Annotated in this window: 18 protein-coding genes; 7 read left to right on the top strand and 11 right to left on the bottom strand. The window is 65.3% G+C overall.

Annotated elements, in window-relative coordinates:
- Window positions 1-19 precede the first annotated feature (19 nt).
- The gene (locus tag GKC30_RS01460; protein WP_155931787.1) at window positions 20-1,204 is read left to right on the top strand and encodes a phosphoglycerate dehydrogenase; all 1,185 of its coding nucleotides are present in this window, start codon (window positions 20-22) and stop codon (window positions 1,202-1,204) included.
- An 86-nt stretch (window positions 1,205-1,290) separates the two neighbouring features.
- Here the strand turns inward: GKC30_RS01460 and hypF are convergent, their stop codons facing one another.
- Entirely contained in the window at window positions 1,291-3,618 is a 2,328-nt protein-coding gene (gene hypF / locus GKC30_RS01455) for a carbamoyltransferase HypF (protein WP_155931785.1), read from the bottom strand.
- Window positions 3,619-3,658: 40 nt separating this feature from the next.
- Window positions 3,659-4,597, bottom strand: a complete 939-nt coding sequence (locus GKC30_RS01450) for a DUF362 domain-containing protein (protein ID WP_155931783.1) — start codon at window positions 4,595-4,597, stop codon at window positions 3,659-3,661.
- A 234-nt stretch (window positions 4,598-4,831) separates the two neighbouring features.
- Between GKC30_RS01450 and GKC30_RS01445 the strand changes: the two genes are divergently transcribed.
- Both GKC30_RS01445 and GKC30_RS01440 read left to right on the top strand, forming a co-directional pair.
- Window positions 4,832-6,364 (top strand): ABC transporter ATP-binding protein, encoded by a 1,533-nt coding sequence (locus GKC30_RS01445; protein ID WP_155931781.1) that lies wholly within the window; start codon window positions 4,832-4,834, stop codon window positions 6,362-6,364.
- A gap of 73 nt (window positions 6,365-6,437) precedes the next feature.
- Window positions 6,438-6,668, top strand: a complete 231-nt coding sequence (locus GKC30_RS01440) for a cold-shock protein (RefSeq protein WP_367613915.1) — start codon at window positions 6,438-6,440, stop codon at window positions 6,666-6,668.
- 14 nt (window positions 6,669-6,682) lie between these two features.
- Here the strand turns inward: GKC30_RS01440 and GKC30_RS01435 are convergent, their stop codons facing one another.
- Both GKC30_RS01435 and GKC30_RS01430 read right to left on the bottom strand, forming a co-directional pair.
- Entirely contained in the window at window positions 6,683-7,006 is a 324-nt protein-coding gene (locus tag GKC30_RS01435; RefSeq protein ID WP_155931779.1) for a hypothetical protein, read from the bottom strand.
- 39 nt (window positions 7,007-7,045) lie between these two features.
- Complete coding sequence (locus tag GKC30_RS01430; RefSeq protein ID WP_155931777.1) at window positions 7,046-8,782, bottom strand: glycosyltransferase; 1,737 nt, start codon at window positions 8,780-8,782, stop codon at window positions 7,046-7,048.
- Window positions 8,783-8,883: 101 nt separating this feature from the next.
- Here GKC30_RS01430 and GKC30_RS01425 point away from each other — a divergent pair, with 101 nt between their 5' ends.
- Together GKC30_RS01425 and GKC30_RS01420 are read left to right on the top strand one after the other, a co-directional pair.
- A complete protein-coding gene (locus GKC30_RS01425) occupies window positions 8,884-10,497 on the top strand; it encodes a glycosyltransferase family 2 protein (RefSeq protein ID WP_155931775.1) in 1,614 nt (537 codons plus the stop codon).
- A 163-nt stretch (window positions 10,498-10,660) separates the two neighbouring features.
- Complete coding sequence (locus GKC30_RS01420; protein WP_155931773.1) at window positions 10,661-11,212, top strand: hypothetical protein; 552 nt, start codon at window positions 10,661-10,663, stop codon at window positions 11,210-11,212.
- A 70-nt stretch (window positions 11,213-11,282) separates the two neighbouring features.
- Here GKC30_RS01420 and GKC30_RS01415 read toward each other — a convergent pair whose 3' ends face one another.
- From GKC30_RS01415 to GKC30_RS01395, 5 genes are all read right to left on the bottom strand, one after another.
- Window positions 11,283-12,926, bottom strand: coding sequence for a glycosyltransferase family 2 protein (locus GKC30_RS01415; protein WP_155931771.1), 1,644 nt, complete (start codon window positions 12,924-12,926; stop codon window positions 11,283-11,285).
- Window positions 12,927-13,011: 85 nt separating this feature from the next.
- Entirely contained in the window at window positions 13,012-14,592 is a 1,581-nt protein-coding gene (locus GKC30_RS01410) for a sigma-54-dependent Fis family transcriptional regulator (protein WP_155931769.1), read from the bottom strand.
- A gap of 12 nt (window positions 14,593-14,604) precedes the next feature.
- Entirely contained in the window at window positions 14,605-15,201 is a 597-nt protein-coding gene (locus GKC30_RS01405; RefSeq protein ID WP_155931767.1) for an indolepyruvate oxidoreductase subunit beta, read from the bottom strand.
- A 1-nt stretch (window position 15,202) separates the two neighbouring features.
- Window positions 15,203-17,038, bottom strand: a complete 1,836-nt coding sequence (gene iorA / locus GKC30_RS01400; protein WP_155931765.1) for an indolepyruvate ferredoxin oxidoreductase subunit alpha — start codon at window positions 17,036-17,038, stop codon at window positions 15,203-15,205.
- Between the two features lie 38 nt (window positions 17,039-17,076).
- Complete coding sequence (locus GKC30_RS01395; protein ID WP_155931763.1) at window positions 17,077-17,730, bottom strand: tetratricopeptide repeat protein; 654 nt, start codon at window positions 17,728-17,730, stop codon at window positions 17,077-17,079.
- Window positions 17,731-18,065: 335 nt separating this feature from the next.
- Here GKC30_RS01395 and GKC30_RS01390 point away from each other — a divergent pair, with 335 nt between their 5' ends.
- Complete coding sequence (locus GKC30_RS01390) at window positions 18,066-19,325, top strand: glutamate-5-semialdehyde dehydrogenase (protein ID WP_155931761.1); 1,260 nt, start codon at window positions 18,066-18,068, stop codon at window positions 19,323-19,325.
- A 65-nt stretch (window positions 19,326-19,390) separates the two neighbouring features.
- Here GKC30_RS01390 and GKC30_RS01385 read toward each other — a convergent pair whose 3' ends face one another.
- Window positions 19,391-19,645, bottom strand: a complete 255-nt coding sequence (locus tag GKC30_RS01385; RefSeq protein ID WP_155931759.1) for a hypothetical protein — start codon at window positions 19,643-19,645, stop codon at window positions 19,391-19,393.
- Between the two features lie 102 nt (window positions 19,646-19,747).
- Window positions 19,748-22,045, bottom strand: a complete 2,298-nt coding sequence (locus GKC30_RS01380; RefSeq protein ID WP_155931757.1) for a cysteine synthase — start codon at window positions 22,043-22,045, stop codon at window positions 19,748-19,750.
- Window positions 22,046-22,217: 172 nt separating this feature from the next.
- On the opposite strand from GKC30_RS01380, the gene GKC30_RS01375 reads away from it, so the two are divergent.
- Window positions 22,218-23,999, top strand: coding sequence for a motility associated factor glycosyltransferase family protein (locus tag GKC30_RS01375; protein ID WP_155931755.1), 1,782 nt, complete (start codon window positions 22,218-22,220; stop codon window positions 23,997-23,999).
- The last annotated feature ends 72 nt before the right edge of the window (window positions 24,000-24,071 follow it).

Below are 24,071 nucleotides of genomic sequence, written 5' to 3'. Positions count from 1 at the left end.
ACCCGAGGGGGGAAGGCGCATGCGCATACTGGCCAATGACGGATTGGTGGACGAGGCCGTCAAGTATTTGAAAAAGGAAGGTTTTACTGTTGAAACCGAGAAACGCGACGAAGACGACCTGATCAGCGAGATCGGTTCCTTTGACGCGCTTCTGGTGCGCTCGGCCACCAAAGTCACCCGCATGGTGATGGAGGCGGGCGTTCGCAACGGCGGGCGGCTCAAGATAGTGGGCCGCGGCGGCGTTGGCACGGACAATATCGACCTTGAGGCCGCCAAGGAGCTCGGGATTATCGTCAAGTTCGCGCCCAACGGCAATACCAATGCCACGGCCGAGCACGCCCTGGGGCTGATGTTCGCCATCGCCCGGCGGGTGCCCTTTGCCCACCACACCCTGATGAACGGGGTCTGGCACAAGAAGCGGTTCGGCGGCGTGGAACTCTTCGGCAAGACTCTGGGCATCATCGGTTGCGGCCGTATCGGTCAGGCCCTGGCGGCCAAGGCGGGCGCCCTGGGCATGAAGGTCATCGGCTTTGACATGTACCGCTCCATCGACGCGCCGCTTGAGTATGTGGACACCATCCCCGAACTGCTCCAGCGCTCGGATTTCGTCAGCCTGCACTGCGGTGGTTGCGAGGTGGTCATTGGCGAGGAGGAGTTGAAGATCATGAAGGACACCGCCTTCCTGGTCAACGCCTCGCGGGGTATGAACGTGAGCGAGGATGCCCTGTACAACGCGCTCAAGACCGGAGCCATCGCCGGGGCCGCGCTCGACTGCTACGAATCCGAGCCCAAGCGCGAGGGAATGCCCTTTGAATGCCGCTTGCGCGAGCTCGACAACATCGTGCTCTCCGCCCACCTCGGGGCGTCCACCCGCAACGCGGGCATCCGCACCGGGATGGAGATCGCCGAGGTGGTCACGGGCTATCTGCGTCGCGGCGAGTTCAACAACTCGGTCAACGTCGGCCAGACCGTGGATGATGAGGGGGCGGATGTCTATACCATCTTCATCACCCATGAAGACACGCCGGGAATGTTCGGCAAGTTCGGCACGGCCATGGGCGAACTGGGCGTGAACATCCGCGAGAGCAATTCCCGCCGTCTGGGCGACCATGTCCAGACCGTGTACATCGTGCACACCCAGCCGGGCGAGGCGGTGCGGGAGGCTCTGAACGCCATTGATGGCGTCAGCCGGGTTTCTTTCTAGCAGCCTGGTTGCATCGGAACAGGTACCAAGGGCCGGGACGCGGGTTCCGGCCCTTTTTTTTGTGCGTGGTTTCGGGGGCGTGGCGGCTATCCGTCCAGCAGCATCCGGCGCTGGCCCCAGACGGCCTGCCCAAGCGAGATGCACCCGTCGTTGGGCGGAAGGTGGTGGTGGATGAGGGGGATGAGTCCGGCGCTCTCCAGGGCTCGGGGCAGTTCGGTGGCCAGGGTCAGATTCTGCATCACCCCGCCCGACAGGGCCACATGGTGGGTATCGAGCAGGGTGGAGAAGGCGAAGGCCATTTCGGTCAGTCCGCGGATTAGTCCAAGGTGGAAGCGGCGGGCCACCTTGCCCACCGATGTTCCCCGGTTCAGGTCGCCGAGGGCGGCGGCCACCAGTTCCAGAGTGTTCAGCGAGACCGGGTCCGCCGATTTGAGCGGGCAGGGATAGGCCCCGGTTTCAGTCATGTCCTGGGCCTTTTCGAGAAGGATGGCGGCCTGACCCTCGTAGGAGATGGTCGAACACAGTCCGCACAGGGCGGCCATGGCGTCGAAGAGGCGGCCGCAGCTGCTGGTGCGCGGCGAGTTGATGCCCCGGGTCAGCATCTGCGGCAGAAAGGCGCTCTCCTGGCCGAATCGATCGAGCCACGGCCAGTGATATGCCCCGGACTCCGTCACGCCAAGTTCCCATAGGGCGGCTTGGGCAATGCGCCACGGTTGGCGCACCGCGGCCTCGCCGCCGGGCAGCCGGATCTGGGCGAAATGCGCCAGGCGTTGATGCTCCAGGCTTTGCGGGTCCACCAGCAGACACTCGCCTCCCCAGATGGTTCCGTCCTCGCCAAGGCCGGTGCCGTCCAGCGCCAGCCCGATGACCGGGTCGTTGAAGCGGTTTTCTGCCAGCACGGCGTGGATATGGGCCACGTGGTGCTGGAGCTTCAGGATCGGGATGTCCAGCCGCTGTCCCAGATCGTCGGCCAGGGTGCTGGTCATGTAGTCCGGGTGCAGGTCGCGCACGATGAGGGTCGGCGTCACGCGCAGGATGTCCTGCATGTGGTCGAGGATTTCCCTGTAAAAGGCCAGGGATTCGAGGTTGGCCATGTCGCCGATGTGCTGGCTGGGAAAGGCGAGGTCGCCCTTGGTCAGGGTCAGGGTGCATTTCAGTTCCGGCCCGGTGCCGAGCACTGTGGGGCCGGACTTGGCCAGAAACACCGGCTCGGGCGCGAAACCCCGCGCCCGGCGAAGGAGTATGGGTCCTGCGGTATCCGGGTTGACCCGCACCACCGAGTCGTCGGTGCGTATGAGGATGTCGCGGTTGTGGAGAAGGAACACGTCCGCCAGCCCGTACAATCGGGCCAGGGCCTCGCGGTTGCCCAGGGCGATGGGCTCGGACGAGAGGTTGCCGGAGGTCATGATCAGGGCGGGCGTTTCGTGGCCGCTCGCGGTGGCGAAGGTCTCGAGCAGGATGTGGTGCAGCGGCGTGTAGGGGAGCATCACCCCGAGAAAGTTGGTGTTTGGTGCGATCAGGGCGGATACTGGCGACGGCTCCCGCTTGGCGGCCAGGACGATGGGGCGGCGGATGCCGGTCAGCCACTGCTCTTCGGCCGGGATCAGGCTGGCCAGACGCCGGGCCGCCTCCAGGTCGGAGGTCATGATGGCCAGGGGCTTGTCCGGCCGGTGCTTGCGGCGGCGCAGTTCGGCCACGGCCCGGTCCGACGCTGCGTCGCAGACCAGGTGAAAGCCGCCCAGCCCCTTGACCGCCGCGATGTTTCCCTGTGCCAGGGAACGGGCCAGCTCGCGGATGGCCTCGTCGCCACGGGCCAGGGTGGTCCCGGCCGGGTCGGCCAGCCACACCTCGGGACCGCAGGCCGGGCAGGCGTTGGGCTGGGCGTGGAAGCGGCGGTCCAGCGGATCGTCGTACTCGGCCTGGCATTCGGGGCACTGGGGGAAGCAGGCCATGGAGGTCATGGGCCGGTCATAGGGGATGGACCGGGTGATGGTGTAGCGCGGTCCGCAGTTGGTGCAGTTGGTGAAGGGGTAGCGGTGGCGACGGTTGCCGGGGTTGGAGATGTCGGCCATGCAGTCCGGGCAGGTGGCCACGTCCGCGCTGATGAGCACCGAGTGTCCTGCCCCGTCCGTGGACTTGAGGATGGTGAATCCGTTTTCGCCTTCCACCGGCTCCACCGGCTCGGAATGCAGGCTGACGACGCGGGCCAGGGGCGGCAGGGTCTCGGTCAGGTCAAAGCCGAAGGCTTCCACCTGGGCGGCAGTGCCCTGCACCTCGATGACCACGCCCTGGCTCGAGTTGTTGACCGTGCCCGTGACCGAGTTGGCCGAGGCTATGCGGTAGACGAAGGGCCGGAATCCGACCCCCTGCACCTGGCCGGTAACGATGAAGCGGTGGCGCGAGAGCAAGGACATGGCTTACCGTAGCGCCCCCAGCGGGCGAGCGCAAGGGGAATCAGGATTTCGTGAAGTGTTTCAACAGGCTGCGCACCCGTCCCTTGAGCAGGCGCATCGGTTCGAATTTCAGGGCGCGTTGGGGTGCCATGAGGAATCCGGCCGGGTCGAACCGCTCCGGGGTGTCCAGGGGGTAGGCGAGGCCGAGGGGAACTGCCCCGGCCATGTCCCGGCTCATGGCCTCGCGCCACAGGGGCACCTGGTCGGGGTCAAGGCCGAAAATGGTGTAGGCGGCGGTATCGAGGGCAACTCCGCAGTCGGACGCGGCCAGCAGGCCCAAGGGAAAGGGGACGCCCCCGGTGGGACCGTCGCGGTGCAGGGTCTCCACTCCGTCCATGAGGTGGTGTGTCCGGGGCAGGGCAGTGTACACATCCATGAGCATGGCGGTGAACATATCACGGTCGTCGCCCATGGTGTGATGGGCCACGGCCTTGCGAAATCCGACCACGCAGCCGAAGAGGTTCTTGACCGCGCCGGACATGACCATCTGGCAGTGAACCTTGAGCTTGGGCAGGTTGAGAATGGCGTCCACCTCAAGGGCGTCCCGCGAGAGGCCGATGCTGCCGCCCCGTGTCAGGGGGATCGGCACCGGGCGGCTCAAGGTTGTCACCTTCAGGCCCAGTCCGGCCACGGCTTCGGCCAGCCCCGAGGCGCGGGCCACCTGGCCTGCCGGGCCAAAGGCCGGGGAGTCGGCCACCGTCACCCTGGCACCGCCATCAAGCAGATATGCGCAGACGGCCCTGACCACGCCGGGATGGGTGGTGCAGTGGCGGGCGTTTCTGGCGGCCACGAGGTTGGGCTTGACCAGGACGCGAATGCCTGGCGTCAGGCCCAGGCCGCTTGCCTCGAGCAGCCGGGCCACGGCGTCGCCGAGCCGGACCGGGGCGTAGCCGGGCAGATGGATCATGGCGACCATGGGCTGGGGCGGGTTTTTCCTCATGGCCCGAGCATAGGCCGACCGTTGAAAAAGTCAAAACCTGGAGGCTGTTCAAAAATGGTGAGCTGCTAGGCGCGAAAAAAGCTCAAGGCCGAAGCGTACTTCCTGTACGCGAGGGTTTGATCTTTTTGAAGCAACGACGCAGGCCGCCGTTTTCAACAGCCTCATGGCCGGAACCCCGTGAACCTTCAAGGCAAAAGTGTTGCCAAGCGTGAAGCGAAAAGGAACAATGCCGCCATGCGCTCTTGTGACAACTGCCTTATCGAGCTGCGCGACGCCACGGTCACGCGTGGCGCATCCCGCTTGCTCGGCCCCATCTCATGGCAACTCAGGCGAGGCCGCCACGCCGCGGTCATCGGGGATAACGGCTCGGGGAAGACCACGCTGCTCAAGCTTCTGCGCGGGGAATTGGCGACCGACCAGACTCCGGGCCAGACCCAGACCCGGACCTACGACTTCGGCCACGGTCCCCAATCCTCGCCCATCGGTCTGCGCCAGCGCATCGGACTGGTCTCCTCGGACATGCAGGATTTTTACTTTCTCCATGCCCGCCGGGCCACGGCCCGTTCCGTGATCCTGGCCGGACTCTTTGACACCCCGTTGCTCTACGACGAGCCGACCGAGGCCCAGCGGGCCATGGCCGGGGCGGTCATCCACGAACTCGGCATCGGCCATCTGGCGGGCCGGGAGATGGGCACTCTTTCCACCGGGCAGACGCGCATGGTCCTCGTTGCCCGCGCCCTGGCTACCGGGCCGGAAGTGCTCCTGCTCGACGAATGTCTGGAGGGGCTCGACGCCGCAGCGCATCGGGAGGTGCTGGCCCTGATCGACGCGGCTTCGGCCCGGTCCACCCTGGTTTGCGTGGCCCACCGGGCGGGCGACGTGCCGGGGTGCGTCGAGCGGTTCACGATACTTGAAGGCGGGCAGGTGAAGGCCGAGGGCGACCGCCAGACGGCCCTGCAGGTTCTGGCCGACGAACCGGCCGGGCTGGCCGCCTGCGACTTGCCTACGCGGCAGTCCGTCCAGCCTTCGGCTGCCGGGTATCCTTTTCTGGTGCGTATGGATAACGTCAGCGTGGTCGTTGGCGGCACGCGCATCCTGCACTCCGTCCATTGGCAGGTGCTTCCCGGCGAGTGCTGGGCCGTGGTCGGTCCCAACGGGGCGGGCAAGTCGAGCCTGCTGCGGTTGATCACCTCGGAGCTGGCTCCCTATGCCGACGATGCCGGGAACGGAACCGGGACGGTCGAGCGCTTGGGCGGCATGTCCATGGATCAGGCGCGATCGCGGCTCGGTGTGGTTTCGCCCGCGCTTCAGGCCGGATACGCTCGGGAGCTGGGCTGGGAAGTGACCGCGCTGGAAACCGTGCTTTCGGGCTTTCGGGGCAGCGTGGGCATGCTCGACCAACCCACGGGCAACGAGCTGCTCGCCGCTCGCGAGTGGTTGGCGCGGGTGGGATTGGCCCATCTGGCCGGGCGCTCCCTGCGGCGCATGTCCTATGGGCAGCAGCGGCGGGTTTTTCTGGCCCGGGCCATGGCTCCGGGGCCGGACGTGCTCCTGCTCGACGAGCCGCTGTCAGGGTTGGATGCACCCTCGCGAGCCCTTGTGCGCCGGGTGTTGGACAGACTGGCCGGGGCCGGGGTGCCCTTCATCCTCATCTCCCACAATGAGGCCGACATGATCGGGGCTGTGAACCGCGTCCTGGCGCTTGATGCGGGCCGGGTGGTCTTTTCCGGCACCCGCGAGGAGCATGAGAGGCTTCGGGGTTCGTGAGGCGCGGCCATTGCCAAGGATTCCGTCGCGGGGTAGGGTGGACTGCAGGCGGCTCATGCAACCGGAGGTTCCCGTGCGGCGCGAAGGCAAAGTGACCTGGTTCAACGACAAGAAGGGATTCGGCTTCATTACCGGCGACGATGGAGTGGATGTCTTCGTCCACTACACAGAGATCGTGCGCGACGGCTTCCAGAGCCTGGAGCCGGGCGAGCGCGTCGCTTACGCCGTGACCGACGAGGAGATCGCCCCCAAGGCCGTGGACGTTCACCTGGTCGAAGAAGGTGGGCGCCGGACGCTGCTGTAGCGGGGGTCGTTCGCCTACAGCCCGTGGTCGCGCATGTGGGCGTCGAGGACGTTGTCCACGGGGACGTGTTTTTCGTCGATCCTGCCCGGAGTGATGGTGTAGCGGGTCACGGCCCATTCGAGGTTGTCGATGTATTCGACGTGGCCGTAGCCGCCCTCGGGCAGCGAGTCGCGCATCAGCTCCAGAAAATCGTCGATCATCAGGTAGACGCCCTCGTGGTCCAGGCGCAGCACGTCGCCGTCGTATTCCACCTGATCAAAGGGGATCGCATCCCTGATCCGCTCGTAAAGCTCCGGGGAAACGCGGTGAAAATCGCCGTAAACCCTGACATCTTCCATGCCACTCTTCCTCTTCAGGCTGATGTTCCGAAACGGGAACTAAGCATTGCGGCCGAGCCGGTCAACCAGGGTGTCGTGCTTTGCAGCGAGGTCGTCCCAGAGCATCCGGGAGGTATCGCGGGCCAGTCCGGCCAGTTCCTCGTCCGAGTGCTTGGTGTCGAGCTTGAGCTTGTTGCCCATGACGTGGCCGGTCTGGCGCAGGGTCTGGGCCTTGGCCAGACTGGAATGCTGGACGTGGCGCACGGCCAGGTTTCCGGCGTACAGGGCGGGCATCCCGGCCAGGGCCGAGCGCAGGTCGCGGTCCAGATCGTCGAACTGGGAAGGGGTGAAGCGCAGGTCAAAGCCGCCCGCCCTGGCAATGGCCGCCATGGACACGAGGTGACAGCAGCCCGAAACCGACAGGCAGGGCCGGACATAGGTGAATAGCCCGGTGTCCGGCGAGCCCGTGCAGTTGTCGAAGATGGCCACCCGGTTGGGCAGTGCGCCCGGTTCCGGGGCTTTGGGCGGTCTGGGGAAGAGATTGTAGTCCGCCGATTGCAGCCCGTGGGGCGCGGTGGCCGAGGTGATGCGGCAGCCCACGGCCCCGATGCGGTCCGCGCCGCCGTGCTCCCGCGCCGCGCCCAGCAGCTTCATCAGCCAGTCCTGGGGCAGGATCACATCGTCGTCCAGGAAGGCGGCCCAGGTCATGGGGCGCACCTCGGGCAGGGAGAGCAGCCAGTTTCGAGCCGCCGGAGCGCCCACGTTGACCGGCAGGGTGGTCACATGCAGGGCCGGGCCGCCGCTTGGCCGATGGAAGAGGTTTCTGGCCTGCTCGAGCACCTGGGGGGTATGGTCCGCGGACCCGTTGTCCAGGACAAATATCCGCGCCTGTCCCAGTTGGCTGGCGGCCAGGCTCTCCAGGGTGGAGGCCAGCAGGTCCGCCTTGTTCCACGAGTACAGCAGCACGGCCACGGAGGAGGTCTCCTCGTCGTTCGTTTCCCGGATCGGTTGGGCGTAAAGGGCGTGCAGCTTGAGGGTCAGATTGACATGCCAGGGGATGGCCCGCCAGAGCGTGGCCAGGAGATCGCGTCCCCTTTCCGCTTCTCCGAGGCGCAGCAGCAGCTCGCTGCCCGCCTGGATGCGCCAGAGCCCCCATTGGGCGGGGTCCAGGGCAGCCACCAGGGGCAGCGCCTTGTCGGGCGGCTGCGAATGGAAGGCCAGTTCGGCCGTCAGCCGCGCCTTGAGAGGCAATGAGGGAGCGTCCCAGGGGACCATGTCCAGGGCGGCTTCGGCCAGATCCGGTCGGTTCAGAAAGAGCAGATCCTGCCAGCAGTGGCGGAGCCATGCGGGCCAGCGGAGCGGGTCGCGCAGGGTCAGGGTCAGAAAGCGCAGGGTCAGTTCGTGGTCGTTGCCCCTGACCAGGGTGTGCCAGGTGGCGGCGGCCTCCCTGTCCGCCTGCTCGGGCGGCGGGGTGTCGGCCAGCCGGGCCAGAAGCGCGTGCAGGGCGGGATGATCGGCAACAGCGTCCGGGGGCATGGACGCCGCAAGGGAGGCCGAAAGGGGGTATGCCTGCGCTCCCCACAGGCCCATTGCCCTGGCCGTGTCGTGGCATCCGGGCTCGCTGGCCCCAAGGGCGGCGAGGCCCCGCAGCAGTCCGGCCAGAACGTCTGGAGTGCCCATGCCCAGATGCCAGCCTGAAAAGCGCTCCCGGAAGGTGGGCAGGATTCCGGCCCACGCGGCCGGGGGAGCGGCGGCTTCGTCGAGGCCCGGAGGGGCAGAGGTTTCCGGCGTGTCCATGATGCCGATTCCTAGCAGAAATCCGGGTGCTCCGAAAGAGGCTACACGCTGTGTTCCGTGGAGGCCGTTGACTTTTCGCCATGCGGCGCATAGGGGGAAGCATGGCTCATTCCAGCGATCTTGTCAGGCTTCCGGGCGATTTGCTGCGCCCGCTGCTGCTGGGCTGCACCGGCAGGGAACATCTGCATTCCACGGCGGCCACGGCCCTGGCCCACAGCCGCAATCGGGACGATCTCTTTTCCATGATCGCCGCGGACCTGATGCTGGCGGCCTGGGGTGAGAATCCCTTTGACGGCCAGTGTGCGGCCCGGCTGGCCCAATCCATGGGGAGGCTGCCCGCCCTGCCCGGACCGCTGGTGCCCATGCTTCGTTCGGCCATGGCCCACTGGCAACCCGAGATCACGCCCGAGACGCGGCTGGCCATGGCCGGATCGCCTCAGGATCAATTGGCCTGCATCACCGGGCAGTTGCGCCATGCCCCGCGCAATCTCTTCTGGTGGCATCATCTTTACGAGTTCTGTCGCATCCGGGGCGACTGGTCGCCCCTTTCCACCGCCCTGGCCGCCGGGGTCGAGCCCGAGGGGCTTGGTCCGCTTTTCGCCTTTGCCAGGGCCAACGCATTGCTGGTGTCGGGCGAGGCGCTGTCCGCGGCCGGAATCTACCGCCATCTGGGGGAGTCGCTGCCCTTGCCCCTGGTGCGTGAACGGCTGGCTACCGCCTGGCTGCGCTCGGGCAGGCTCGACGAGGGGACCGGGCTGCTGCGCCAGTGTGCCCGTTCACGTCCGTGGCATCCCGGATTGTGGTTGCGTCTTTTCGAGTTGAGCGCGGACGGCCTGCATGATCTGCGCCCTCTGGCCGGGCGGGTGATGGTTCTGGGCTACAGTTGGAACAAGGCGGCCGATCTGGCCGTGACCCTCGACTCGTTGGCTCGCTCCGAGCTGGGCGAAGCCCATGTGCGGCTCCTCGACAACGGTAGCACCGACGGCACGGCCGAGGTGGTGCGCCGCTTCATTGACAGGGTGGGTTCTGACCGGGCCGCCCTGGTCAGGCTTCCGGTCAACGTGGGCGCTCCGGCTGCCCGCAACTGGCTGATGCACCTGCCGGAAGTGCAGGCGTGCGATTTCGCCGCCTTCATCGACGACGACATTGCCCTGCCGCCGGATTGGCTGCCTCGCCTTGGCGGGGCTGTGGGCCGATACCCGGACGCCGGGGTGTGGGGCTGCAAGGTGGTGGATTTCGATGGCCCGGCCCGGGTCCAGTGCGGCGAGCACAACCTGACCCCGGACCCGGCCGGACGCGGGCAGGCACTGATGACCACCCTGATGCTCCAGGAGGCGGATTTCGGTCAGGCGGACTACATCCGTCCCTGCGCCTCGGTCACGGGCTGCGTGCATCTTTTCAGGGCAGAGCGGTTGCTTGAGACCGGCCCCTTTGATCTACGCTTCTCGCCCACCCAATATGACGACCTGGAGCGCGACCTGCGCATGGTCCTTGGCGGGGGGTACGCCGTGTACCAGGGGTTTCTGGCCGTGCGCCACAAGCGTGTCTCGGGTGCGCAGAGCGACGTGGGCGGCGGTCAGGCGGCAGGGGCCGCGGCCAACATGCGCAAGCTCTTGGGCAAATACGAGCCCGAGGATTTCGAGCGCATGGCCCGGAGCATGGACAGCATCCTGCTGGCGGACCTGACCGCGAAGATGCGGGCCTTGGGCGAGTGACAGGGGCATGGCCGCCTGAGAAAAGAGTGGATTTTTGGGAAAAAGTGTTGCAGAGGCCATTGCTCCGTGCGCCGGGCGTGTGCATAATGAGCATCAGTGAAATCCGGGCCGTGTCGATACGGCCGTCCACGCCACGCATATCGATCCATACCAAGGAGAACGCATGTCCAGATTCGATTCCTACACGCTGTTCAGCGGCGGCGCACAGGGCGCCGAGGCCGAGTTCGGTCGTCTGGCCGAACAATACGGCCTGGCCGAGGTCAATTATACCTTCGAGGGACACAAGATCGAGCGTACCCGGGGAATCCGGGTTCTGACGGGAGAGGAGCTGGTCCGCAAGGATGTCAGCCTTACCTACGTCTCCAAACTCCTTAACCGCAAGTTCACCAACGCGGAGAAGATGCGCAAGGTGCTCCAGACCATCATGTATCAGGTGGAATCCTCCCATCAGGTGTTCGTTGTCGGGACCATCCAGGAAGACGGGACAGTCAAGGGCGGCACAGGATGGGGCGCGGAGTTCGCCAAGATCTGCAACAAGGATCTCTATGTCTTCGGTCAGGTGAAGAACGGCTGGTTCCGCTGGGATTCCGGCCAGTGGTCTGCCGTGACCGATCCGCTGATTACCGAGACCCATTTCACGGGCACCGGCACCCGTTTTCTTGAGGAAAACGGCCGCAAGGCCATTGTGGACCTCTTTGCCCGCTCCTTCAAGTAGGCGAAAATAGTTTCTGTCGTCATCAGGGGCGGTCCGGGGTTGCCGGGCCGCCTTTTTTCGCGGGCGCTCCTCAGTCGGCCAGGGCTTCGAGGAGCAGGGGATGGAGCATGCGCCAGAACGCTCCTGCCGGGCCGCCCAGGGCGGGCAGCACCGCTCCCAGGGAGCGTGTGAAGTGGAGCCGGTCGGCGCGGCCAGTGGCCTTGTCCATGCGTACGAGGTCGTCAGGGTCAAAGGTGTGTTCGAGCTTGTGGTGGTTGGCGTGGGCCTGGGCCAGGGAGGCCCTGGTACGCGTGGCGCCGGTTTCCTGGAGGTGGACCACGGACACGCCGCCATCGTAGACCACCTGGCCGCCCGCCTTCCATATCTGCATGTCATGCTCAATGTCGTCCACCTGGGATGGGGAGAAGCGCACGCCAAAGTCCGGTACGCCGAGCCGGTCCAGCCGCTCCCTGTGGAGCAGGTGGCAGCAGCCCATGACCGTCAGGCAGGGGCGGGCCGCATCGAACTGCCCCATGTCCATGAGGGTGGGCGCATTGGGCGTAAAACGGATTCTGCGCTGGCCCACCTCAGCGAGGTTGCGGAAGGCGTACTGGATGGTCCGCACTCCTTGGTTGACGCATTTGCAGCCTGCGGCGGCGGCCTCGGGGAAGCGGGTCAGGCTGGACGTGAGCCGGGTCAGCCAGTGGGGCGGCAGGAGCACATCGTCGTCGAGAAAGGCCACCAAACGGGCGGAGCGCACATCGGGCAGGGCGAGCAGCCAATTTCGGGCAGCCGGAGCGCCCACGTTGACCGGCAGGTGGACAAAGGCAAGCGATGCGGCGAGTCCGGGCGCGGCCTGTAGCACCCGGCGTTCCAACTCGTCCGGCGGGCAGACGGTGGTGCCGTTGTTGAGGACGGTCACCTGCGCCTGTCCAAGCCGCGTGGCAGCCAGAGAGGCCATGGTGTCGGCCAGCATGTCCGGTTTGTTCCAGGAGTAGAGGCAGATGTGGGTGTCCGGTCCGGGGTTGGTCCCGGCGCGGTCCGTTGCCATCTCGGCCAACTGCTCGATAACGGCGGGCTGGAACGGCTCGGCGTCAAGGGATGCCAGCAGGTGGGCGCGGGCCGTGGCCCTGTCGCCCTGGTCCAGGGCCATGCGGGCGCGAAGGTTGTGACCGGGAAAGGCCGGCACCGCCTCGTCGAGCAGCATCCGGGCCAGCAGCGGTTCGCCCGCGTTCCAGGCTCCCCAGGCGAGCATGGTTCCGGCCAACAGCCCCGAGGGGGAGGCGGCCACGATTTCGATGGCCCTGATCAACTGGTCGCGAGCTCCAAGGCGCCACAGAGCGAGCAGGAGCGGGTAGCGGTGGGCATTGGCGGGCTGGGCCTGCACATGGGCAAGCAGATCGGCGGGTCCGGCTGAACGCGGGTCGGGCGGCGCGATGTTTTCCGGCACGGGTTCGCCGGCAGTCAACCGTTGGGCCTTGGCCAGCCAATTGTCCATGGGCGGGTGGCCCAGGGTCCGGTTCACGTCCCCGGCCAGCCTCAAGGTGTCGCGGTCAAAGGGGTCAAAGGTGGCGGCATGGCGTACCAGGGCGCTGCCCAGGGCCGCCAGGGGCGGGGTCAGGGGCCGGGCTTCAAGCAGGGTCGCGGCTGCGGCCGTGGCGTGGTCCGGGGGGAGATACCCGCTGTTTCGGGTGCGGCTCACCAGACGCGAGACGAGGCGGGCGGCGTTGTGCATGCCCCGGTGTAGCAGACTTGGCCTGCCAAGGGAAAGCCCCCGGAGGCGATGGCTTCCGGGGGCTTGTTGTCTGGCTGGGCAGGGATCAGTTCTCCAGCTTTCTGCGAGGCTTCTTCTTGGTCTGCGAGAACTTCTTCACGTCGATGTTGTATTTCTTCACCTTGTAGTTGACGATACGGTAGGAGACGCGCAGATCGCGGGCGGATTGGAGCATGTTGCCGCCGGTCTTCTTGAGCGAGTCCACCAGCAGTTCCTGTTCGAACTTGGCCACCGCCTCGCCAAAGGAGAGGTTGATGCCAGTGGCCGAGCTTTCGGCCGACTGGAGCGTTGGCGGCAGGTGGTAGGTGCGGATGACCGACTCCTCGCACAACAACACGGCGCGTTCGATGCAGTTCTTGAGTTCGCGCACATTGCCGGGCCAGTGGTACATGACCAGCAGCTCGATGGCAGGTGTGGAGATGCGCTTGACCTCCTTGCCGTACTCGCTGGAAAACTCGCTAAGAAAATGTTCGGCCAGGGGCAGGATGTCCTCGCGGCGCTCGTGCAGAGGCGGAATGAAAATGGGGAAGACGTTGATGCGGTAGTAGAGGTCCTCGCGGAATTTGCCTTTTTCAAGCAGTTCCTCAAGGGGCTGGTGCGTGGCGCAGATGAGGCGCACATCCACGGTGATGGTCTGCTCGCTGCCAACGCGCTGGATTTCCTTTTCCTGGATGGCGCGCAGCACCTTGGCCTGGGCGTCCATGGACAGTTCGCCTATCTCGTCGAGGAACAGGGTTCCCTGGTCAGCCACCTCGAACAGGCCGCGCTTGGTCTGGAAAGCTCCGGTGAAAGCGCCCTTCTGGTGTCCGAACAGCTCGGACTCGATGAGCTCCGAGGGCAGGGCCGCGCAGTTGAGTCGGATGAGGGGTTTGTCCGCCCTGGGGCTGGCGGAATGGATGGCCTCTGCCAGAAGCTCCTTGCCCGTGCCGGACTGGCCGCGCAGCAGGGCCGTGGCCCGGCTGGGGGCAACCTGGCGCGACTGGCGCAGCACCAGGCGCATGGCCTTGCTCGCCGCCACAAAGTCCTTGGGTGGCGTGGAGTCCGCGCTGCCCGCCAACAGTCCCTGGGTGAGCAGGTGGTTCTGGGCGGCCATCTCTTCCTGAAGCTGGGCCACATGGCCCGCGATGATGCCCGCCACCACCTCCAGGAACTGGCGGTGGGCGTCGAGGTCCTCGGCAGGGATGAGGGGCACGTCCACCGAAAGCGCACCGATGACCTCATGGTCGCCCGCGCCACGGCTGATGACCGGCACGCAGATGAAACCGAGCTTGCGCAACTCCTCCTCGCTACGGCCGAAGGCTTTGTTGAGGAATTCCTTGTCGTCGGACATGCGCGGCACGGTGATGGATTGGCCCGAGCCGAAGACGCGGCCGATGACTCCCCGGCCCGGTGAATAGGTCACATCGTCGGTCTGGGCCGGGCTGTAGGTCAGGGAGAGCTTCAGGTTCTCGGTCTTGGGGTCCATGATGACCATGAACGCCCTGACGTACTCCATATCCTGCGCCAGTATCCTCAGGAGCTGGTTCAGGGACTCCTCGAGCGGGGCGTCCCGCTTGAGGGTTTCCTGAATGGTCTTGAGGGTGACCAGATAACTGAGGTCGGAGTCGCCTTGTGTGGTGTGTGCCATGGGTTTCTTTCTCTAGGCGTTGAGCGCGGCCACGCCGAGTTCCAGCGCTTTGAGGTTGACGGCCTGGATCTTGGCCGGGAAGTTTGCCTTGATGGTCGCCGCAAGGGCCTCAGGGCCGAAGGGCAGCGCCCCGGTGGCGCACAGGGCGCCAAGCAGGGCGATGTTGCCGCTTTGGACAGCCCCCGCCTGGATGCCCAGCGTCTGGCTGTTCATGAAGCGAGCCTGATCCGTGCAGGCGGCTACCTGGGCCTTGATCTCGTCAAGGCTCGGGCACTCCTGCTTGCCCATGGCCACCGAGAGCGGGGGCATGAACTCGGTGCTGGAGAGCGCCAAGCCGCCGCGCTTGAGGTAGGGCAGGGCGCGCACGGTCTCCATGGGTTCAAAACCCAGGAGGATGTCCGCCTCGCCGTGGCCGATCTTGGGCGACTTGCAGCCAATGAGCACGGTGGATTCGACCACACCGCCGCGCTGGGCCATGCCGTGGATTTCCCCGGAGGTGACGGGCAGACCGGCGGCGAGCACGGTCCTGGCCAGAAGGGTGGTGGCGGTCAGGGTTCCCTGGCCGCCCACGCCGGTCATGAATATGCGTATGGGCTTGACGTGGTGCATTCTAGCTGCCCCTTTTCTTGGCTTTGATGTGCCCACAGACCTGCAGACAGAGCATGCAGCCGTTGCACAGGATGGGATTGACCGCAGCTCGGTCGCCGTCGCGGTACATGGCCGGGCAGGCCAGGGTGTCCAGACACTCGAATCGGCCGGTGCAGCTTTCCGCCACATAGGCCACCTGGGGCGCGACCTTCTTGTAGACCCGGCGGGTGAACAGCGGGCACGGCTCCTTGGCGATGAGCACCCGTACGCCCTTCATGGCCTTGAGTTCCTCAAGGGCGGCCTGAGTCTTCTTCTGGTTGAAGGGGTTGACTTCGCGCACCTCGGTCACGCCGAGCCCGCGCACCGATGCCTCAATGTCCAGCCGTGATTCGTTGTCGCCGAGGATGGTCTTGTCCACGCCCGGATGCGGTTGATGGCCGGTCATGGCCGTGGTCCGGTTGTCCAGCACCACGATGAGCACGTTGTGCTTGTTGAACACGGCGTTGGCCACGCCGGTAAGGCCCGAGTGGAAGTAGGTGGAGTCGCCGATGAAGGCCACCACGGCCTTTCCCGAGGCCAGGGCCGCCCCGCCGCCCGCCGAGATGGACGAGCCCATGCACAGCAGGAAGTCGGCCGCCTGGAGGGGGGGCAGCAGCCCCAGGGTGTAGCAGCCGATGTCGGAGGAATAGATGGCGTCGTCGCCAAAGACCTTGCGGGCCGCGAAGTAGGTGCCGCGATGGGGACAGCCTGCGCAGAGATTGGGCGGCCGCATGGGCAGGGCGGCGGGCTGGCAGGCGTTACGCACCGGAGCGGGGTCGCCGGTCAGGGTGCGGATGGCGTCCTCGACCATGGTCACCGTGAATTCATTACAGCGGGGCAGCACGTTCTTGCCCAGAATTTCGACGTTCAACGCGTTTTTCTGGGCCAGTGCCCGCAGGTCGTTTTCGAGAATGGGTTCCAGCTCCTCCACCACGAGCACCTTGGAGACACCCGAGAGGAAGTCGAGACACAGGGTCTCGGGCAGGGGGTGGCTGAAGCCGAGTCCAAGCACCCGAACCTTGTCGGTCAGGCCTGATTGGGTCAGGGCGTCGGCCACATAGGCGCGGCTGATGCTCGAACAGACGATGCCCAGCGGGCCGTTGCCGGTGACGGTGTTGTAGGGAGAGTTCTCTGCTTCCTGGCGCAAGGCTTCGAGCCGCTCCAGCAGGGCCACGTGCATGGGCCGGGAAAAGGCCGGGATGGGGACGAATTTCGAGGGGTTGCGCTGAAAGCCGTCGGGTTTGCCCGGAGCGGGCGCCGGGCCGAACTCCACCGGGCCGCGCAGGTGGTTGACCCTGGTGGTGGTGCGCAGCATGAAGGGTGCGCCGTGTTTTTTGCTCAGGAGCAACCCGTCGCGGGTCATGTCCTTGGCCTCCTGGGCCGTGGTCGGTTCGAGGACAGGCATGCACGCCAGCCGTGCGTAGTAGCGGTTGTCCTGTTCGTTCTGGCTCGAATGGCAGCCGGGGTCGTCGGCCGAGAGCAGGAGCAGGCCCCCCGGGGTGCCTGTGTAGCACAGGGTCATGAGCGGGTCGGCGGCCACGTTGACCCCGACATGCTTCATGGTGCACAGGGTCATCGCTCCGGCCAGGGTCGCGCCTCCTGCCACTTCAAGGGCGACCTTTTCGTTGACCGAGTACTCGAAGGAATACCCGGCTTCGGGCGAGAGCCGGAAAAGGGTGTCGGGCACCTCGGAAGATGGGGTGCCGGGGTAGCAGGTGGCCACTTGCAGGCCGGCCTCGACCGCTCCGCGGACGATGGCCTCGTTGCCGAGCAGAAGGTCTATGTGGCCGGGGGTGTCGGCCAGGAGGGAATGTGCCATGAAATCTCTCCGTAATTGATAGGATCGGGTGAGCGCGATCAGTTCGCTTCCAACTGGGCGATCTTGTGGTCGATAAAGGGCTTGTCGGACACCTGCTCCCCGGCCAGTCGGCGATAGGCCTGGAGCGCCTGGGCCGTATCGCCCGCCTTCTCGGCGGCCAGGGCCAACTGGCGGTAGACGGGGGCGGCGAATCCTGTCGGAACCATGCCCGCCAGACTCTTGAGATTGGTCAGAGCCTCGTCGGCCCTGCCCGCCAGCAGCAGGCACTTGGCCTCGCCAAGGCGGGCCACGATCTTCATCTCCTTGTCAGCCACCCCCGCAAGACGGCTCCAGGCGTTGGCGGCCTTGTCCCAGTCCTCAAGCTTCATGGCCGACTGGGCCAGTTCCGAGAGCACGGCGGCTTTGGCCGACGAGGGCGCTGTGCCGAGCAGCGTTTCGAGCCTGTCGAGCCTGTCCTGGCCCGATGCCTCGATGACGATGACGCCGAGCTGGCTCTGGGCCTCGGCCAGGGTCCGCGCCGCGTAGCCGCTGTATGCCGCGTAGGCCGCGGCCGCGAGGATGATGGCCGCCACGCCCGCCACAATCTGCTTTCTGTACTTGAAAGCCGCTTCGAGAACGGGGTGCAGGGACGAGGGAACGCGGGCCTCGATCTCGTCAAGGGTGGCCTGTCCGGCGGTCTTGCTTTCAACCATGGGTTTCAGTGTCCTCCGTGTGGGTGTCTGGATAGCTCTTGGATTCTATGGCCTGACGGCGCAGAGGGCTTGATAAGCAAAATTGTAAAAAAGGTCAAAGCCTATTTCGTTGAAACAGGGTTTTTGGGTCTGATTTTCGGTCCCGCTGTGGCTCAGGTGTCGATTAAATGACAAAATATGTAAAACCACCTGTGTCGGAGCCAGGGCAGAGTTCGTCGGGAAGGTTTGACTTTGCGACTGTACAGAGGTTAGCACTGTTGACCGGGCGGACCTCCGGTCCGACCCGCGTTTTCGGATATGCACAAGATGATCGACAAGCCGCGCACGGAGGGGGCATGGACATACGCCAGGAGATGATTGACATGGGCAGGCGCGCCCGGCGGGCATCGCGGGCGCTGGCCGGGGCGTCCGGCAAGGCCAGGAGCGAGGCGCTGCTGGTGCTGGCCGATCTGTTGGAATCCGAGTCCGTGGCCGTGGCGGAAGCCAACGCCCTGGACCTTGCGGTCGCCGCCGAGCGCGGGCTGGACAAGGCCCGGGTGCAGCGGCTGACCATCAGCGAAAAGGTGTTGGGCTCCATGGTCGTCGGTTGCCGCGAGGTGGCGGCCATGGCCGACCCTGTGGGCGGCATCGAGTCCATGACCCGAAGGCCCAATGGTATGCTGGTGGGGCGTATGCGCGTCCCGCTCGGCGTGGTGGCCATGATCTACGAGTCGCGGCCAAACGCCACGGTGGACGCGGGCATCCTCTGCCTCAAGGCGGGCAACGCGGTCATCCTGCGCGGAGGGTCCGAGGCGTTCCATTCCAACGCCTGTCTGGCAGGGCTCATGCACCGCGCCCTGGAAGCGGCCGGGCTGCCGCGTGACGCGGTCCAGGTGCCCGCCACCACGGACCGCGAGGCCGTGGCCGAGCTGCTCAAGCTCGCCGACTACATCGACGTGGTCATTCCCCGCGGCGGCGAGGGGCTGATCCGGGCCGTGACCGAGCAGGCCACCATGCCGGTGCTCAAGCACTACAAGGGCGTCTGCCACCTCTTTGCCGACGCCTCCTGCGACATCACCCGGGCCGTACCCATCATCGACAACGCCAAGACCCAGTACCCCAGCGGCTGCAACGCCCTGGAGTGCCTGCTGGTCCACCGCGACGTGGCCGAGGTGCTCCTGCCCCGCGTGGACAAGGCCCTGAGCGCCAAGGGGGTGCGTTTCAGGGCGTGCCCGCGCTCCCTGCCCCTGCTGGGCGAGAGCGCCGAACCGGCCGCGCCCGCCGACTGGGGATGCGAGTTCCTCGATCTGGTCCTGGCGGTGCGGGTGGTGGATTCCCTGGACGAGGCCCTGGACTTCATCGCCGAGCACGGCTCCAACCACACCGAGGCCATCCTCAGCGAGAACTACGAGCACTGCATGCGCTTTCTGCGCGAGGTGGACGCCTCCCTGGTGGTGGCCAACGCCACCACCCGCTTCAACGACGGCGCTCAGCTCGGCCTGGGTGCCGAAATCGGCATCTCCACCTCCAAGCTCCACGCCTACGGCCCCATGGGCGTACACGAGCTGACCAGCGCCAAGTTCGTCCTCCTGGGCGAGGGCCAGGTGCGGGAGTAGGGGGGGGTAAGGTGGAGGCTGTCCTAGCAAAGCGGAGTGCCTTGTCAGGTCAGCCCCCAAGATACTTATTCCTTCACGATGTTCTGCAACGACTCTTTATCGATCAACTTTGTTCCCTTTCTGGCTGCAATAAAGGCAGTAACAAAAAGAACTGAATAAATGACAAAAGCTTCTTTGACGGGATCCATGAAGAATTCATCCATTTTATAAAAAGATATGTACTTGTATGCTTGATAGGCAGAGTATAGTTTGTATAGACTAAACAATCCCACCAGAGCAGCCGCAGCAACAATGATAATCCCCCAAACATGCTTTCTCATCAAGTGTACCCTCGTGGAAAAAGTGGTTTGGATATAGTTTCATTTTTTTTGTTGAGATTGTCAAGATAGTTTCGAAAATGTTCGGGTACTATGTTGCCCCCCTCACATCCTGAAAACCCTGGGCGCCCCCGCGGTGTCCTCCAGGCGGTAGCCTGCCTCGGCGATCATGTCGCGCAGGGCGTCGGAGGCGGCGAAGTCGCGGGTCTCCCGGGCCTTCTGGCGGTCGGCCAGCATGCCCTGCACCTCGCGGGGTAGCTCCGAGAGGGAGAGGGGCATCTGCGCGTGGTCGAGGATGCCGAGGATGGAATCCACGGCCAGCAGCTCCTCAAGGCAGGTGGCGGCCTCGGCCCCGGTCAGGGTCGCGGCAGCGGCCCAGGCGTTGACCTGCTTGACGAAGCGGAAGAGCGCGGGCCAGAAGCGGTGCAGGGCGAAATCCTCGCTCATGGCCGTCTTGAATCCGGCCCGCAGATCAAAGGCGGCCTGGCTGACCTCGGCGGAAACGGCTTCTCCCTTGTCGGTGCGTCCGGTCATGAGGGATGCGGCCGCCTCCTGCACCCGCCGCCAGTTGCGCGACCACATGGAGAGGTTTTCGGCGCTGGCGCACAGGGGCTTGCGGCAGGCCGAGGAGAGCAGCCAGAAGCGGGCCGCCCGGTAGCCGCCGAGCTTTTCGGCCACGGTGGGCAGCGTCTCGTCGCTGCACTCCGTGGTCTGATGGTAGATGAGCCACGCCTGCAGCTCGCGCCCGGAAGTGGACCAGATGGCCCTGAGATTCTCAAGGTGGGGGAAGCGGTGCTTCTCGCTGCCGATCATCACGTCGATGCGGGGCAGGACGGTCAGGGCCGTGGCCGCGTGCTGCAGGAACCAGGAGGGGCGCACGTTGCCCCATTCGGTTTCCAGCACCTCGCCGCGCTTGAGGTCGAGCAGGGTGGCCCGCTTGAGCAGGGTGAAGTCAAGCGGGTTGTCCTTGACGTAGGCGTCCAGGTCCACGGTGCGACCGCCCGAGACCTTGTCCATGTCCATGGCCCCGATTTCGCCGTAGCGCTTGTCGCGGAACACGTCGAAGTAGACCGAGCGCAGTTTCTCGTAGGCCAGTCCCTTGCCGAGCAGCTTGCGGCAGAGGGCGAGGGCCTTGTCCTCGCCAGTGGAGGAGAGGGGGAAGGCCACGCCCGCGCCCCCTGTTTCGGCCGCGTCAACGCCCATGCTTCGGGCGCGGTCCACGATCATGGCCCGTCGGCTGGCGGCGAAGGCGGCCCGGTCTATATCCGCGTGCCTCGCCGCGGCCAGGGTGCGGTCATCCATGTCGGTCAGCCCCACAGCGGCGTGGACATCCACCCCGTTTGCCCGCAGATGCCGGGTGAGCACGTCGAGGACCACCACGCGCCGCCATGCGTCGAGGCCGTCGGGATTGTCCAGGCTCGGTCCCATGGAGTAGAGACCGAGGCCGGCCTGGGTGGCCAGGGGTTTGGTCGCGCCCGTGGCCATGTCGAAGACGCTGATGCCGCTGCCCGCCTGTTGGCGGTAAAGATGGGTGCTCAGGTAGCGCTCGCCCGAGTCCGGGAAGAGGACCACGATAAGGCCGGAGTCGATGCGCTCCGCAAGCTGGACGGCCCCGCCCAGGGCCGCGCCCGAGCTCATGCCCGCGAAGATGCCCTCGGACCGGGCCAGTCTGCGGCAGTTCTCGAAGGCGGTCTCGTCGTCCACGTGCAGGATTTCATCAAGCCAGGTCTTGTTATATATGCCGGGAGGATAGGATTCCAGCATGTTTTTGAGGCCTTGAATCTTGTGGCCCGCGTAAGGTTCCACGGCAGCCACATGGACTTGGCCCATCTCGTGCAGCCGCCTGGCGATGCCCATGGCCGTGCCCGAGGTGCCAAGCGCCATGACGCAATGGGTCACAGCGCCGCCGGTCTGCTCCCATATCTCGAGGCCCGTGCCGTGGTAGTGGGCGTCAATGGAGGCAGGGTTGTTGAACTGGTCCATGAGCACATAGGTGTCCGGCTCCTCGCGGGCGTAGCGGTAGGCGCGTTCGATGGCTCCGTCGGTGGAGAGATGGCCGGGCGTCAGTTCCAGCTCCGCCCCGTAGGCGGCCATGATCATCTTGCGCTCCTCGCTGGCCGTCTCGGGCATGAGCAGCTTGATGCGGTATCCCTTGATGGCCGCGACCATGGCCAGCCCCACGCCGGTATTGCCCGAGGTGGCCTCGATGATGATCTTGTCCTTGGTCAGCTCGCCCGAGCGTTCGGCCGCCTCGATCATGGCCGCGGCCACGCGGTCCTTGACCGATCCGCCTGGATTCTGCGCCTCGAGCTTGGCCAAAATCTTGACATTCGGGTTCGGGTTGAGGTGGCGAATCTCCACCAGCGGGGTGTTCCCGATGAGCGCCAGCAGGTCTTTGGTCATGACAGTTCCCTGAAATAGCGGAAAAAGGATTCGTGTTCGACCCAGGCACCGTATGGTAAAAAACCGGGGGGCGCAACTGGCACGCATCATGCAATTTTCAGCCAGAACAAGCAGTCCGGGCGGACCCGGCAATGAGTCGCAGCATCGCGCCCTGCCGCGAAAAGGAACGAGCATGACCGCATATCCCTTTCTCAAGGACAACATCGAGTACCTCCAGGCCAAGGGGCATCCCGTTTTTCAGTGGCTTTCCACTCATCCCTTTGGTGAAGAGGCGCTGCTCAACAACCTGTTCATCAATGAATACGGCATCCACGACTGGCGCATGGAGAGCGGCAAGGGCATGTTCGAGTCTCTGCCGCCCGTGGGGCTTTACTCCTCGTGGACCGAAGGCGACAAGCCCGACACCTCGGCCACCTTCATCGTGGGCTGCAATCTGGGCTACGGCGTCAATCACGTACTCAAGAACACGCCAGACAGCCACAAGGTCATGTTGCTCGAGCCGCGGCCGGAGATGCTCCTGGCCTGCCTGGGCCAGACCGATTACCGCCCCTTTTTCGAGGCGAGGAAGTTTCATATTCTCATGCCCGATGAGCGGTATGTCCATGAGGTGGTCAAGAACCTTGATCTCCAGTTCGTCTATGGCCAGATTCATCTCAAGGGCGATCTGCCCAGCCAGCAGTTGGGGCCGGAGTACGCCCGCTGGACCACCTGGATGCGCAACAAGCTGGAGAATTTTTCCTTGGAACTGACGACCCTGCGTTTTCGCCAGGACGTGATGGTCGGCAACGAGGTGCGCAACTTCCGTCGGGCCATGGCCGAGGGGTCCATCAGGGGGCTTGAGGGCAGGGCGGCCGGACTGGGCGGGGTCATTCTCGGCGCCGGGCCGAGCCTCGAGAAATCGGCTGCGCGGCTGCGGGACAACCCTGGACAGGCCCTTTATACCTGCGCCTTGCAGACAGTGCCCGCCCTCCAGGCGCTTGGCATCAGGCCCCACTTCTGCGTGGCCATCGACTACGACGTGTCCATGCTCAACATCTTCAGCCGTCTTGATCCCGATTTCGTGCAAGACATTCCGCTCATCTATTCCACCAAGGTTCAGCCCGAGGCTGTGGCCCGATATGCCGGGCCGACCTTTCCCCTGTGGACCGTGGGTGGCATGGGAACGTATGTCATGAAGGACCACGAGCTGGTCATTGACGCGGGCGGCAACGTCTCGGTGACTCTCTCGCGCCTGCTGCGTTGGATGGGCGTCAGCCATATGGTTCTCGTCGGCCAGGATTACGCCTGGATCGGCAACCGTTCCCACGCAGCCGGTCACCACGGCCACACCACCAACATGACCCGCCGCAGCTTTCATCAGACCACCCGCAACATGGAAGGCGAGGAGATCCTGACCACGGTGCAGTACATGACCGCCAAGCGCGAACTGGAAGAGGATTTGAAGCAGTCGCCGGTGCCGGTCTTCAACGTCTACGGAGGCGGCGTACCCATTGAGGGAACCCGCGTGGTGGACCTGGAAACCGCCTACGTCGAGGGGTTGTTCGCCTCGGCTCCGGGCGGGGTGATGCGGTTCATGGCCGAGCTTGCGGCCAGCCGGGGGACCATGGTCCCGATGCGTTTCGAGCCGCGTGGACCGGCGTGGTCCACATCGCTGCGCAATATCGAAAAGCACCTGGGTAAGCTCTTTCGCAACCTTGGAGCCAACCAGACCGCAGTGCACGAGGCCATGGGCCGGGTCGAGATATTCCTGAACCAGGACCCGCTGTATACTCCCTACCTCTATAACGAGCTGGTGGATCTGGCCGGACTGACCCGTGCCAAAAAGCGATACGCGCAGCGCGATTATCCTGAATTCAGACGCATCATGCGCTGCGTGCTCAAGAAGGTCCGCGAGATCGACAGGCTGGTCTGCCTGGCCGACGCCAATTCCGACAAAGGGCAGGCCGTGGCCTGACCGTTTTGACGAGCCTCTGTTGGCGTCCAGCCCCGCATATGCGGACGGGCGCGAGTTCAGTTGAATTTTTTC

Origin of the sequence: Pseudodesulfovibrio alkaliphilus (assembly GCF_009729555.1) — a bacterium.
Taxonomy (GTDB): domain Bacteria; phylum Desulfobacterota; class Desulfovibrionia; order Desulfovibrionales; family Desulfovibrionaceae; genus Pseudodesulfovibrio; species Pseudodesulfovibrio alkaliphilus.
The sequence above is the reverse complement of the archived record's forward strand: the minus strand, read 5'-3'. Positions and strand labels throughout refer to the sequence as shown.

What these genes read in the sequence shown, in the direction of transcription:
- GKC30_RS01460 (WP_155931787.1), top strand. Translation starts at nt 20, where the DNA reads ATGCGCATACTGGCCAATGACGGATTGGTGGACGAGGCCGTCAAGTAT.
- hypF (WP_155931785.1), bottom strand. Translation starts at nt 3,618, where the DNA reads ATGTCCTTGCTCTCGCGCCACCGCTTCATCGTTACCGGCCAGGTGCAG.
- GKC30_RS01450 (WP_155931783.1), bottom strand. Translation starts at nt 4,597, where the DNA reads ATGAGGAAAAACCCGCCCCAGCCCATGGTCGCCATGATCCATCTGCCC.
- GKC30_RS01445 (WP_155931781.1), top strand. Translation starts at nt 4,832, where the DNA reads ATGCGCTCTTGTGACAACTGCCTTATCGAGCTGCGCGACGCCACGGTC.
- GKC30_RS01435 (WP_155931779.1), bottom strand. Translation starts at nt 7,006, where the DNA reads ATGGAAGATGTCAGGGTTTACGGCGATTTTCACCGCGTTTCCCCGGAG.
- GKC30_RS01430 (WP_155931777.1), bottom strand. Translation starts at nt 8,782, where the DNA reads ATGGACACGCCGGAAACCTCTGCCCCTCCGGGCCTCGACGAAGCCGCC.
- GKC30_RS01425 (WP_155931775.1), top strand. Translation starts at nt 8,884, where the DNA reads ATGGCTCATTCCAGCGATCTTGTCAGGCTTCCGGGCGATTTGCTGCGC.
- GKC30_RS01420 (WP_155931773.1), top strand. Translation starts at nt 10,661, where the DNA reads ATGTCCAGATTCGATTCCTACACGCTGTTCAGCGGCGGCGCACAGGGC.
- GKC30_RS01415 (WP_155931771.1), bottom strand. Translation starts at nt 12,926, where the DNA reads ATGCACAACGCCGCCCGCCTCGTCTCGCGTCTGGTGAGCCGCACCCGA.
- GKC30_RS01410 (WP_155931769.1), bottom strand. Translation starts at nt 14,592, where the DNA reads ATGGCACACACCACACAAGGCGACTCCGACCTCAGTTATCTGGTCACC.
- GKC30_RS01405 (WP_155931767.1), bottom strand. Translation starts at nt 15,201, where the DNA reads ATGCACCACGTCAAGCCCATACGCATATTCATGACCGGCGTGGGCGGC.
- iorA (WP_155931765.1), bottom strand. Translation starts at nt 17,038, where the DNA reads ATGGCACATTCCCTCCTGGCCGACACCCCCGGCCACATAGACCTTCTG.
- GKC30_RS01395 (WP_155931763.1), bottom strand. Translation starts at nt 17,730, where the DNA reads ATGGTTGAAAGCAAGACCGCCGGACAGGCCACCCTTGACGAGATCGAG.
- GKC30_RS01390 (WP_155931761.1), top strand. Translation starts at nt 18,066, where the DNA reads ATGGACATACGCCAGGAGATGATTGACATGGGCAGGCGCGCCCGGCGG.
- GKC30_RS01385 (WP_155931759.1), bottom strand. Translation starts at nt 19,645, where the DNA reads ATGAGAAAGCATGTTTGGGGGATTATCATTGTTGCTGCGGCTGCTCTG.
- GKC30_RS01380 (WP_155931757.1), bottom strand. Translation starts at nt 22,045, where the DNA reads ATGACCAAAGACCTGCTGGCGCTCATCGGGAACACCCCGCTGGTGGAG.
- GKC30_RS01375 (WP_155931755.1), top strand. Translation starts at nt 22,218, where the DNA reads ATGACCGCATATCCCTTTCTCAAGGACAACATCGAGTACCTCCAGGCC.